This is a genomic window from Jannaschia pagri (assembly GCF_019655435.1).
GTDB lineage: Bacteria > Pseudomonadota > Alphaproteobacteria > Rhodobacterales > Rhodobacteraceae > Jannaschia > Jannaschia pagri.
Genome location: NZ_BPFH01000005.1, coordinates 204,296 through 216,474, shown reverse-complemented (window position 1 = coordinate 216,474; position 12,179 = coordinate 204,296). Strand labels below are relative to the sequence as shown.

11 protein-coding genes are annotated in these 12,179 nt (G+C 63.4%); 5 read left to right on the top strand and 6 right to left on the bottom strand.

Annotation, left to right across the window (positions count from 1 at the left end; all coding sequences use genetic code 11):
• Position 1 precedes the first annotated feature (1 nt).
• From K5R33_RS14145 to ssb, 3 genes are all read right to left on the bottom strand, one after another.
• A complete protein-coding gene (locus tag K5R33_RS14145) occupies positions 2 to 1,882 on the bottom strand; it encodes a SurA N-terminal domain-containing protein (RefSeq protein WP_220749712.1) in 1,881 nt (626 codons plus the stop codon).
• Between the two features lie 62 nt (positions 1,883 to 1,944).
• On the bottom strand, positions 1,945 to 3,144 hold the full coding sequence (locus K5R33_RS14140; RefSeq protein WP_220749711.1) for an aminotransferase: 1,200 nt from the start codon (positions 3,142 to 3,144) through the stop codon (positions 1,945 to 1,947).
• Positions 3,145 to 3,253: 109 nt separating this feature from the next.
• Positions 3,254 to 3,772: a single-stranded DNA-binding protein gene (gene ssb / locus K5R33_RS14135; RefSeq protein WP_220749710.1), complete on the bottom strand. Its 519-nt coding sequence runs from the start codon at positions 3,770 to 3,772 to the stop codon at positions 3,254 to 3,256.
• 199 nt (positions 3,773 to 3,971) lie between these two features.
• On the opposite strand from ssb, the gene K5R33_RS14130 reads away from it, so the two are divergent.
• Positions 3,972 to 4,571, top strand: coding sequence for a lytic transglycosylase domain-containing protein (locus K5R33_RS14130; protein ID WP_220749709.1), 600 nt, complete (start codon positions 3,972 to 3,974; stop codon positions 4,569 to 4,571).
• 157 nt (positions 4,572 to 4,728) lie between these two features.
• On the opposite strand, the gene K5R33_RS14125 is transcribed toward K5R33_RS14130, so the two are convergent.
• The 3 genes from K5R33_RS14125 to K5R33_RS14115 form a co-directional block, all read right to left on the bottom strand.
• Entirely contained in the window at positions 4,729 to 5,397 is a 669-nt protein-coding gene (locus K5R33_RS14125; RefSeq protein WP_220749708.1) for a response regulator, read from the bottom strand.
• Between the two features lie 43 nt (positions 5,398 to 5,440).
• Positions 5,441 to 7,204, bottom strand: a complete 1,764-nt coding sequence (locus K5R33_RS14120; RefSeq protein ID WP_220749707.1) for a hypothetical protein — start codon at positions 7,202 to 7,204, stop codon at positions 5,441 to 5,443.
• A 128-nt stretch (positions 7,205 to 7,332) separates the two neighbouring features.
• Positions 7,333 to 8,733, bottom strand: coding sequence for a cache domain-containing protein (locus K5R33_RS14115; RefSeq protein ID WP_220749706.1), 1,401 nt, complete (start codon positions 8,731 to 8,733; stop codon positions 7,333 to 7,335).
• Between the two features lie 122 nt (positions 8,734 to 8,855).
• Between K5R33_RS14115 and K5R33_RS14110 the strand changes: the two genes are divergently transcribed.
• From K5R33_RS14110 to K5R33_RS14095, 4 genes are all read left to right on the top strand, one after another.
• Positions 8,856 to 9,530 carry a DUF2726 domain-containing protein gene (locus K5R33_RS14110; RefSeq protein WP_220749705.1) on the top strand — a complete coding sequence of 225 codons (675 nt, stop codon included), beginning with the start codon at positions 8,856 to 8,858 and terminating at the stop codon, positions 9,528 to 9,530.
• A 167-nt stretch (positions 9,531 to 9,697) separates the two neighbouring features.
• Positions 9,698 to 10,783 carry a TRAP transporter substrate-binding protein gene (locus tag K5R33_RS14105; RefSeq protein ID WP_220749704.1) on the top strand — a complete coding sequence of 362 codons (1,086 nt, stop codon included), beginning with the start codon at positions 9,698 to 9,700 and terminating at the stop codon, positions 10,781 to 10,783.
• Positions 10,784 to 10,875: 92 nt separating this feature from the next.
• Positions 10,876 to 11,793 (top strand): TRAP transporter small permease subunit, encoded by a 918-nt coding sequence (locus K5R33_RS14100; protein ID WP_220749703.1) that lies wholly within the window; start codon positions 10,876 to 10,878, stop codon positions 11,791 to 11,793.
• Positions 11,793 to 12,143, top strand: coding sequence for a hypothetical protein (locus K5R33_RS14095; protein WP_220749702.1), 351 nt, complete (start codon positions 11,793 to 11,795; stop codon positions 12,141 to 12,143). The genes K5R33_RS14100 and K5R33_RS14095 overlap by 1 nt, the downstream gene beginning before the upstream one ends.
• Positions 12,144 to 12,179 lie beyond the last annotated feature (36 nt).

The following is a 12,179-nucleotide window of genomic DNA, read 5'->3' as shown; positions in this document are numbered from 1 at the left end:
CTCACATGCCCCCGTGGGCGCCGCCGAGGAGCTGGCTTTGAACGGCTTGGACCGCGCCTTGATCAATGCTGAACCCGATCTGGGCCTGGACCGCACGGCCATAGGCATCAAAGACGTCGGCTGCCACATCTGCCCGGGTCTGGGTTTCCAACGCAGTGCGCAGTTCCTGGGTATCCTCAGCCTCGGGATCGACGGCGTTGACGGCGTCCAATCGCACGACGAACGCGGTTTGGGCGTCACCCCGTTGGGAGAGAACTTGCCCGTTATCTAGCTCAAACAGCTCCGAAATCAGGCGCCGGGGCAGGCCCTCAACGGTGCCGTCCCGCGTGATCCCCGTTAAGCTATCTGGCGTCAGGCCCACGTCTTCGAAGGTGTCCCCGGCGTCGATCCGGTCGGCGAGCGTTTGTGCCAAATCGGCCAGGCGGCGCGCGGTGTCATCGGCCTGCCAGGCCTCTTCCACTCTGTCCCTGATCTCGTCCAAGGGCGGTGTGACGGGGGCGTCGATCCCGTCCAGGCGCAGGGCAAAGAGCCCGCCATCGGACAGACTTTCCAACTCAGGAAAGTCGCCTTCTTCTACGGCCAGCGCCGCGGCCCGAAAGGCGTCATAGTCCAGGGGGCCGCCGGATGCCCCGGCGAAAACCTCGGCGGTGCCCAAGATCATGTCGGTCTCGTCTGCGACTTCTTCCAGCGTGGCGCCACCGGCGAGCAGATCGTCGATGTCCTCCCGTGCGGCGTCGATGTCCCGGCGGGCCGCGTCGCGGGCGAGGGAGGCGACGATGTCCTCCCGCACCTCTTCCAAAGGCACGATTGTGGCGTCGAGGATGGCATTCACCCGAAAGAGAGCGGCGCCCAGGCCGGTCTCGATGGGGCCTACGATGCCCGGTTCCTCAAGACCAAAAAGTGCCTCCGCAACGGCGACGGGCACGTCATCGGCGGCGATTTCACCCGCATCCACATCATCGAGCGTTAGCCCCCGATCCGCGACCAGCGTATCGAAATCCGTTTCTCCGGCATCGATGGCCGCGCGTGCGGTGGCTGCGGCCTCGGGGTCGAGGTAGTTCAGGCGCTCCGCCAGGACGCGGGCGGGTCGGTTGAAGTCTGCCGCCAAGTCGTCATAGCGATCCTGGATCCTGTCCTCGGGCACGTCCATCTGGTCGATCAGGTCGCTAGGCGTCACCCAGGCATAGGTAATCCGGCGGGTTTCGGGCGTTTCAAACCTTGTGGCGTTCTCGTCATAGAACGCCGTCAGTTGGTCTTCGGTGACGGCAACCGCACCGGCGGGCAGGGCCTCAACGGTGACGGTGGCGACGGTGGCGTCCCGCGTCTCACCGAGCCAAGCCATCAGCCTATCCACGTAAGTCTCCGGCGCTTGAACTCCGCCGATCACGGCGGCTTGCAGCAGCTCCCGCGCGGCCTCATCGCGAACCCGCGCTTCGAACCGCCGTTCGTTCAGACCCGCGCTGCGCAGGGCGAAGGCGTAGGCCTCTCGGTCAAAACCCCCGGTGATGCCACCAAAGGCTGGCGTGGCCCGAATACGCTCTGCCACCTCCGCGTCGCCAACCGATAGCCCCATGCGACCGGCCTCTTCCTCCAGCGCGGCGGTGGCGAGCAGACGCTCCATGATTTGACTGTCCAAGCCGAACATCCGCATTTGTTGCAGGGTCAGCGATTGCCCGGTTTGGCGCGAGAGCCTCTGTTGCTCCGCCTGGAGCGCATTGCCGTAGTCCTGGACCGTAATTTCCCGGTCTCCGACGGTCGCAACGGTGGACAGGCTGCCCCCAAATTGGCCAGCGCCGAATCCGCCCAGGGCCAGGACCAACAGCCCGAGGATGGCCCAGACGACAATATTGGTCTTTTTCTTCGGCTTGGCCTCGTCGGACATGGCATCCCCTCCCGCGGTTTCGCCCCTGTGCATAGGCGCCCGCGCGACCAGGGACAAGCGGATCACAGACCGCTTGCAGTCACCTGTGCCAGACGGTCGAAAAGAACCTCGATCCCGCTGCGGTCGGCATTGGCATAGGCGATGCGCAGGGTCGCCTCGGCGCGCCCAGATCCACCCTGCGCGCGCGTGGGGCCGAACATCGTACCGGGCAGGACAAGTAGGGATGCGGATTGAATCAGTGCCTTGGCCACGTCGTCCGAGGGTCGGTCGAAAGGATGGGCCACGTAGGCGAAATAGGCGCCGCACCCAAGGACCCGCCAATCGCCCAGTTGGGCAAATCCGGCGTCCATCGCTGCCCGCCGTGCCAGGATTTCTTGCCGTTCCCCGGCCAACCAATCGCCGAGGTTCTCCATCCCCCACAGCGCAGCCCTCTGGCCCAGTCCGGCGGGGCAAATCGTGACCGTGTCCAACCATTTTTCCACCTGCGCCAAGCGGGCAGGGGCCGCGCATATGGCACCCACCCGATGCCCGGTCAGGCGATAGGCCTTGGAGAAGGAATAGAGCTGGATCAGCGTCTCGTCCCAGTCCGGGTCGGCGAAGAGATCATGGGGCGCCCCGTCCCGGGCATCGAAATCGCGATAGGTTTCATCCACGATCAGGGCGAGGCCCCGTCTGCGCGCCAGATCCCGGAACGCGGCAAGGGTGGACGCAGGGTACTCCACACCACCAGGATTGTTTGGGCTCACGAGAACGATGGCCCGGGTACGGTCGTCGATCAGCGCAGCGGCGTCTTCGGCGTCAGGCAGCAGGCCGTCGTCCGTGTCGAGATACCGTGCTTCGACCCCGGCCATGTCCAACCACATCTTATGGTTGAAGTAGTAAGGAATTGGCAGGATCACATTATCGCCAGCGCTGGCGAGCGTCGCCAAGGACGCGGCAAAGGCTTGGTTACAGCCGGAGGTGATGGCGACCTGATCGGCCCGCACTTGGCCACCGTAGGCCGTGCTCCAATCGCTGGCGACGCGGGCGCGGAGTTCGGGTATTCCTAAGACGGGGCCATAGAGGTGGGCGCTTGTGTCGGTCAGCACGATCTCGGCCATGGCCTGCCGCAGCGGCTCGGGCGGGGGATCGGCGGGGGCGGCCTGGCTGAGGTTCAGAAGCGGGCGGTCCGGCGGAAAAACGGCCCCTTCGATCCAGCGACGCGCCTCCATCACGGGCGGGGGAAACGTGGCGGCAAGGGCGGGCGTGATGTGCTGCGTCATGGCGACAAGCGATAGGGCGGGCATGGCAACAGGGCAAGCAAAACGCCCGACGCCAGGGGCGCTCGGGCGTTTGGATGATCTAGGTGTTTTGGTGGGGTAGGCCCGGTCCTCAGAACGGGATCTCGTCATCCATGTCGGACGGGCCGCCATATCCGCCGCCTTGGCCCCCACCTTGGGACCCGCCGCCGTACCCGCCGGATGGGCCGCCACGGTCGTCGTAGCCGCCGCCACCCCCACCATAGCCGCCGCCTCCACCGCCGCCGCCGCCGCCTTCGCCTGCACGGTCGAGGAAGGTCATTTCACCCTTGTAGGGGCGCAGGACGACTTCGGTTGAATAGCGATCTTGGCCCGATTGATCCTGCCACTTTCGCGTCTCCAACTGCCCCTCCAGATACACCTTGGAGCCTTTGCGCAAATACTGCTCGGCCAGGCGCACCAGCGCTTCGTTGAAGATCGCGACCGAGTGCCATTCCGTCTTTTCGCGCCGCTCGCCCGAGTTCTTGTCGCGCCACGTCTCAGACGTTGCGATGCGCAGGTTGCAGACCTTGCCACCGTTGCCAAAGGTGCGCACCTCTGGGTCGCGGCCCAGGTTGCCGATGATGATGACTTTGTTGACGCTGCCGGCCATGGATCCCCCATTGGATGTCGTGCTTGGCCGGAGTCTGGCCCCGGCATGGTTACCGAACCTTTAAGGCCACCGATCCGCCTTCGCCAGAGCAGGTGACGCCAGGGTTGGAAATTGCCGCCACTTTCGGTAGCGTCCGCGCAACGCGCGAAGCCTCGGCAACAGGGGCGCGGGTTGGACATTGGACAGTCGAGGGTGGTCGATGCATCGATTTGGATGGTCCGTGGCGCTGGCGGCGCTCGTCACGGGGGGTGTTGCGGAAGCTCAGGGGATGTTGTCGTCGCGCAATCGCTTAGACTCGTTTTCAAACCAAACAGCCCTGATGGACCGGCGTCTGTCCAGCCAATACGCCCATTCCAACCGCTTGGTACCGCTCACGCGCGAGCGTCCCAACTTGGCGCAGGAAGAACGCATTCCGCGCTACACCGGATCCCAGCGGTCCCGATATCTGCCTGATGCCCGCGTCGCCGCCCGACGCCATGGCATTCCCGAAGACCTCTTCCTGCGACTCGTGCGCCAGGAATCAGGTTGGAACCCGACCGCGAAGTCGCACAAGGGGGCGATGGGGCTGGCGCAGTTGATGCCGGGCACGGCCCGCGCCCTTGGCGTCAACCCAGCGGATCCAAAGCAGAACCTGGAAGGCGGGGCGCGCTATTTGGCGCAGCAGTATCGCAAGTTCGGCAGCTGGCGATTGGCACTGGCCGCCTACAACGCCGGACCCGGCGCGGTCGAACGCCATGGCGGCATTCCTCCGTACCGCGAAACACGGAATTATGTGCGCATCATCATGGGTCAGGGGTGACCGACGGTCTCGGCCTTCCGAGTTGCCCGGGACCGAAGGTGTAGGGCCACCGAACTTCGCGGCTGTCGTAGGCGTCTCGATTTGATCTTGGAAATGGTGGGCACTCCGCCGCGGTCAATGACGGCGGTTCTACACCGTCAAAGACCAACGGCCCATGTCAGCGGGTCAGCCCAGTCCCCTGCAAGACGCCATGTTCCAACGCATACCGCGTCAGCCCAGCAGTCGACGAAATACCCAGCTTCCGTTTCAGGTTCTTGCGGTGAGTCTCCACGGTGCGCACGGAGATATCCAATTCGTGGGCAACTTCTTTGTTCGACCGCCCCTGCGCCAAGAGCAGCAGGATCGTCTGTTCCCGCGACGTCAGCGGCTCCGACCCATCAAGGCTTGGCTCCAACGCTTCTTCGGCGCCGGGGCATAGGTACCGCCCACCGGACATTACGGTGTCTATGGCGCGGCGGATTTCGTCTGTGGGTTGGTCCTTGAGGCAATAGCCTGCCGCACCATGGCGCATGGCGGTTGCCACATATTCCGGGGCGTCATGCATGGAGAGCACCAATACGGCGACATCGGGCTCGCGGTCGCGCAAGATTTCAATGACTTGCAGGCCGTTGATCCCTGGCATGTTCAGATCCAGCAGCACCACATCCGGGGCCAAAACACTGCATTGGTCCAAAACCGATTGCCCATCACGAAGGACACCAACCACGTCCAGACCATCGTAGGTTTCCAGGAGGGCGCGAATGCCTTCGGCGACCATTGCATGGTCATCCACGATCAGAACGCGAATCGGGTTTGGCAACCCATTCGGAGGGCCATCGCTACACATGGGATCGCGATACGGCAGGTTCGCCGTTGCTGCAAGCCGCGCGTCAGCCCGCCAGACCGGCGAGGGCCAGCACTGGCAGCAGCAAGAGGAGGACACCCATGGACTCAAACAGTCCGCCATCCGCTCCGCCGTCTTCATCGGCTGGGGGCTCCGATTGGTCGTCATCTGGATCCTCTTCGGGTGCGGGCAGGGCAGGGAGGCCCACATCCGCCGGATCATCCGGGTCTTCGACCGGCTCCGGTCGGGGGTCGGGGGGCGGCAGATCGGCGGGCATGTCCACCTGATCCATCAAGGTGCGAAAGTCTGCTGTCGGGTCGAAATCCTCGATCCGCAGTTCCAGGATTTCGCCAGGGGCGAGCGTGGCGACCACGGTCCCGTTGTCATACACCTCGTCTGCCGGCACATCCTCGACCATAGCCCGCGCATCGGTGGAGCCGGGCAGGTCCCCTTCCGCGACGCCAAGGAGCTTGGCCGACACAATGCCAGACCCTCCGGCAACCATACCGCTCAGGTCAAACGTCGTGGTTTCGACCTTCGGTGAGGTTGAGGCGAGGTAGAAAACCAACTCGCCGTCGCCGTAAAAGCCATGGATGTCCGCCTCTCCGGTCTGCACTTCGGTGACGTCGCGGTCTTGAGGCGCAAAATCCAAAAGGGCCTTGCCGCGCAGTGAGGATGACATCATCGCGAACATCTCGCCCGCCGGGCTCAGCGCTCCATCGGCGGCGTCTGGGGCCAGGGCGTTCCGGGTGTTTTGGACCAGGGGCCAGACATGGGCCTGATCCACCCCCGCCGTGATCATGCTTTCCATCACGTCGAGGATCTCGTGCGCTTGATAGAGGCCAAAATCCTCATCGTCGGCCAAGCGCCTGTCCGACGCCGACTTGTTCCATTCCGTCACATGGATGTCGACACCAGGCAGCTCTTCCCCCCAGGCGCGTTCCACCTGTTTCAGGCCGAAGTCGCGTTGACCGGGCGAGACGCTTTCCTTGGAATAGATATGGGTGACGACGCCATCGACGGCCTCACGCTCATCGGCGCTGAATTCGCGGAGCACGAGTTCATCGTTCACGCCGCGCCAGTTGATCTTGCCGCCGAAAAAGACAACGTCCTCTGCTTGAAAATCGGCGTCAAAGCGGTCGTTCAGTGCGTCCAAGACGGCGTCAACCGGTTGGCCTGCATAGTCATCGCTCAGGTTCGAGAAGGCGTTGTTCGTGCCCGCCTGGACGATGACGTCGATGCCGGGGTCTTCGCCGGTTTCTAGTTTAACGGCGAGGAGTTCGTCGTCGATGATATCGGCCATTCGCGAGGCAAGGCGTCCATACTCGACGGCGGTCATTTCGCCCGACCCCCAGTACTCGTTTCCGATCTCAAAGGCTTCGATCTCGGCATCGCCGTAGACGCCCGTGGCCACATCACGGACGAAGTCCCTCAGGTCCGTCTCCGAGAAGGCCGGGAAGCGGTCGCCCGCCGCGTCGGTGCGGACAGACAGGTTGTCGCGGGTCGGGACGACGATTGTGACCGCGTGGCCCTCTGCCTCGGCGTAGTCCAGGAAATCCGAGAGGGGAACGAACTCCCGCTCCGATCCGTCATCATTGGTCACGCGGGGCGCATCGGGGGTTCGGATGTCGAACAACCGCTCGGTCAAAGACCCACCGGGGTAGCGGAGGCCCGTGACCCCAAGGGCGTCGATCTGGGATTCGATTCCGCCAGATGTCCCCAGGGGATAACGGTCTGCTAAGAAGTTTCCGCCAAAGAGGGCGGGGGAAATGACTTCACCCTCAAGTGTCGGTGTCTTCGCCTGTGCCATGCCGCACCTCCGACACGAACCGTAGGCGTGCAGGGCTTAGCGAAGGCTTTAGAAAGTATTTTCAATTCAGTGTATTAAGGGTTCCCGGACGCAAAGGCGCCTTCACATTTTGGGGCGGGAACCAAAGGCTACTCTGCGGCGGAAAGCGCTGCATCGCCGGTCTGTGGGGCAAGAAGATGGCTCAGCGGCACCTCAGCCTCGACGACGGTGCCGCGACCGGATGGATGCGGCAATAGGCGGAGCGTGCCATCCAGTTGCTCCACCCGTTCCGCCATATTGCGCAGGCCCAGGCCCTGGCTGCTGGGGTCGAGGCCGCAGCCGTCGTCCTCCACCCGCAGGGTTGCGCCCCGTCGATGGCCGAAGACCTGGACCGACACGCGACTGGCCCCCGCATGACGTTCGATGTTGGTCAGGGCTTCCTGGGCAATGCGGTAGAGCGCCGTCTTGGCCTCAATATCCAACCGGTTGCGAAAGACGACGGTCCGAAACGTCACCGGCAAGCCCGTGCGCGCCTCGAAGGCTTCGCAGAGGGACTTGAGCGCCGGACCCAGGCCCAGGTCATCCAGCACGCCAGGGCGCAAGTCATGGCTAATGCGCCGCACCTCACCGATGGCGCCTTGCAGGCCCTCAATGGCGCCGTCTACGGCCCCTTCTGCCTTAGGGTCCCCCTTAGCGGTGAGACGGCGCGCGAGTTCCAGGCGGTAGCGGATGCCGACCAGGATCTGACTGATCCCGTCGTGCAATTCCCGCGCCACGCGCCCGCGCTCCTCTTCTTGGGTATCCAGAACCCTTTGGGCCAGTTGTTTGAGCTTGGCATCCGCCAAGCGGCGTTCGCGCACGGTGATGCTCAGCCCGCTGGCGAAGACGATCATCAACGCGCCAAATGCGATGGTTCCAATCCACAGAAACTGAGTACGCACTTGGTCGCGCACATCCGCGCGGGCCAAAGCCGCCTGTTCGAGCACATCGTCCAAAAAGACCCCGGTTCCAATCGCCCACTGCCAGTCCTGGAGGCCGGTCACATAGGTCATGATCGTGGTCTCTTCGCCCGTGGTGGGCTTGCGCCACTGATAGGTGTGATAACCAGAGCCGGAGCGCGCCAAATCGATCAAGGTATCCGTAACGGGCACGCCATCGCTGTCCTCCAAGCCTGACCAATCGCGGCCAATCAGCCAGGTCTGGCGGGGCGCCACTAGATTGGTGCCCTCATAGTCGTAGACGAAAAAGAAGCCATCCTGGCCGTAAACCATGGCCGAGAGGATCTGCGTGACGCGCAGCTTAGCCGCCTGATCGTCGGGCGCCGCATTCCCATAGATTGTAATGAAGGACGTGCGCGCCAGCTGGACGTAGTTGCGAAGTTCCCGCCGCTTCGCCTCAATCATGGCCGTTTCAAGCGCTGCGATTTCACGCTTTGCGGCCCGCTCCGACTGCAAGGTCACCAAGACGGCGATGCCCGCAACGGTCACGATCATCGGCAGAGATGCCAGTAGCAGCAGGCGCTGGCCATAGGACAGGGTGGGGACGCGCATTTGGTCAGCCTAGTGGTCTGTCTGGTCGGATGCAAAGGGGCGGTGCCCCATGGTCGCATCCCACCGATACGGAAGCAGACTGGCCCATAGAATCGCCCCATTCACGCGGCAGAGGACGGGTCATGATTGATATGATTTTGTTTCCGAACCTCAGTAACTTGGCTCATCTCTTCACGGATCTCGTGCCCCTCGTCATCATAGGGTGCGGCATTCTCCTCTGCGGGCTTGTCGTCATGGGCAAACCCGCGACTGCTCCGCGTCGTCGTGCGACACAACCGCCGAAGCAGGACGCGCGTCCAGAGAAACAGCCCACCTTAGATCCGACGCGGCAGGCCAGCCTTGAAAAGCTGAAGCAATGCGAGGTGACCGCGCGACCGCTCATGTCCAGGCCGCAGACATCGCTTGGTCGGCAGTTGCGGATGTTCGCGGATCAGAACGGCCTGGTCGTCCATGGTGAGACGGCGCTGTCCGCCATCGTCACGGTACGGCATGGTGATCGGTCCATGTCGCAAGCCGGGTTCAACGCAATCAGCCGCAAACGCGTGGACTTCTGTCTCACAGACCGGGCGATGCGGCCCGTGTGCGTGGTTGAATACCACGGGAGCGGGCACCGCATGAAAGGCGCAGCGGAGGCGGAACGGCGCGACCATACAAAGCGTATCGCACTGGCAATGGCGTCCGTCCCGCTGATCGAAGTTGTCGCCGGAACCGATTGGAACCTCGTGGAAAAACAGCTGCTGACCCAGCTAGAATATGCCCGCACGGCAGACGATTACGCACGCGCCGCCCTCTCGTAACCGCACACGGAAAAGCGGACGCGACGCCCGCCCTCGGAAGCCGTCTACGTGTTTTCCGGTATTTGACACTGCGACCCGAAAGCCTAGGGTCCGCCGCACGCCCGAAAACCGGGCCGACCGCACCTACCGGGAGGGTAGGGCGGTACGTTAATACAGGGGAGGAAGTAATGGACCGTCGTTCATTCCTGAAGAATACCACCATCGGAGCAGGCGCCGCCGCAGGGGCCGCCGCCCTGGCCGCACCCGCCTATGCGCAGGGCAACCGCACGCTGACCATGGTCACCACCTGGGGTCGTGGCCTCGCCGGTGTCCACGACAGCGCCCAGCGCGCCGCCGATAGCATCACCGCCATGTCCGATGGCTCGCTCACCGTCGATCTGAAGGCCGCTGGCGAGTTGGTTGGTGCGTTCGAAGTTTTCGACGCCGTGACCTCTGGCCAGGCCGACATGTACCACGGCGCCGACTACTACTTCGTCGGTCAGCACCCTGCCTATGCGTTCTTCACGGCCGTGCCGTTTGGCATGACCGCGCAGGAGTTGGTCAACTGGTACTACCACGCCGGTGGTATGGAGTTGCACGACGAGTTGGGCCAGATCTTCGGTCTGAAGTCCTTCCTCGCGGGCAACACAGGCGCCCAGGCAGGCGGTTGGTACCGCACCGAGATCAGCGGGCCAGAAGACTTCCAGGGTCTGAAGTTCCGTATGCCGGGCCTCGGCGGTCAAGCGCTGGGCAAGATGGGCGCCTCGGTTCAGAACCTGCCCGGCTCCGAAGTGTACCAGGCCCTGGCCTCGGGCGCGATTGACGGGACCGAGTGGATTGGCCCCTGGGCCGACGAAAAGGCCGGTTTCCAGGAAATCACCAAGACCTATTACACCGCTGGCTTCCACGAGCCGGGTGCCGGTCTGTCCCTGGCCACCAACCGCGACGTCTTCGAGAGCCTGAGCCCCGCGCATCAGAAGATCATCGAGATCGCCGCCGGTGAGTGCCACCAGTGGAACCTGGCCCAGTTCCTGGCCAACAACGGGACCGCGCTGCAGCGTCTGCAGTCGGGCGGCGTCACCGTCCGCGAATTCCCCGACAGCGTCTGGGATGCCATGGGTGCTGCGGCCCAGGCCGTTATGGATGAGAACATGGGCGACGACCTGTTCAAGACCGTCCACGACAGCGCGATGGAATCCATGGCCGCCTCGTCGAACTGGATCACCCGGTCCGAAGGCGCCTACCGCGCCCAGCGGGACCGCGTGCGGGCCTAACACAAATCGGCCCGTCCCACCCTGGGGCGGGCCATCTTCTTTGCGGGACGTAGCCCTACGCCCGCCTCGCACGCGGCAAGTCGGGGGACGCGATGCTCGAAGCTATTTCCTGGTTTTTCACCAATCTGGCCTTGGCTATCTACAATCTGGGGTACGCGCTCTTGAACCCCGGGTCGTGGTTGGCTTGGACCGGATCCTGGGAAACGCTGGAGGACAAGCAAAGCCTGATGCGTCTCGTCTACTACGGCGCCTCGGTTGAGTTCTTCTTTGTGACCTTGGTCCTGTTCCTCGCGATCACCGTGGCGGGATACTTCTTTCGCGACGCTTTGTGGGGCGTCGTTCGGGGCCTGGAGGCGGGCCTCAACTGGATCGGACGGATCGCCGCCTGGGCCGGGCTGATCATGGTGTTGCAACAGATCATGATCGTGTTTTTGCAACGCATCTTCCGCGTGTCCGAGATCTCCATCGGACCCTTCGGCAGCGTCTTCACCCGAGACCTGTCGTGGTATTCCGAAGAGTTGAAGCTTTACAACGCGATGATCGTTTGCCTCTGCGTGGCCTGGACATTCATCCAGGGCGGACACGTGCGGGTCGACCTCGTTTACTCCGCCGTCAGCCACCGCACCAAGCGCGTCATCGACATGTGCGGCACGATGCTGTTCATGATCCCCTCGCTGGTTCTGATTTGGCTGTTCTCATGGTTCTTCTTCTGGCGGTCGATGATTACACCCGCCACCTCCGCCTCGGACCAGTTGGACCGTTTGCTGCTGAAGGCACGTGCCGCCCGTTGGAATGTCGAAACCATTGGGTTCAGCCCAAACGGCTTTGACGCCTACTTCCTGTTCAAGGTCCTGATCCTGCTGTTTGCGGCCACGGCCTTTCTGCAGGCCTGTGCTTTCTTCTGGCGGTCTTGGCTGGAATATCGCGAAGGCGATTTGAGCGCGGACCGTTACCTGGACAAGGACGTTCTGGGCGATGAAGACGCCGAACGCGTTGCGGAAATCCACTGATGCGCGCGTTGCTGTTGCTCCTGTCGGTCACCCTGGCCACGCCTTTGGGGGCGGAGACGGTGACCCTCTATAAGACCGACCCAGCGGAATGCGGGACCTATCGGTCAGGGACGTTGTCCGATGGGGGTTTCTTTCCCGGAGGCGAGGCGGGAAGCCTGACCTTCGCGGAGGCGCGGCCTGTTCCAGGATTGAATGCGACTGCCTATGAGGCTGCCGCCGTGAATGAGGGCAACCCCGTGCGGATCGGGACGGCCCTCGTGGTGCGCGAATTCGACGATGCGGGCCAAGACGTTGTGCGGGTCTTCACCGCGTCAGAGCCCATGCAAGAACACCGGGTCTGCCCGGACTAGACGAGATTGGCGATCACCTGGTCACGGACAAGGCCG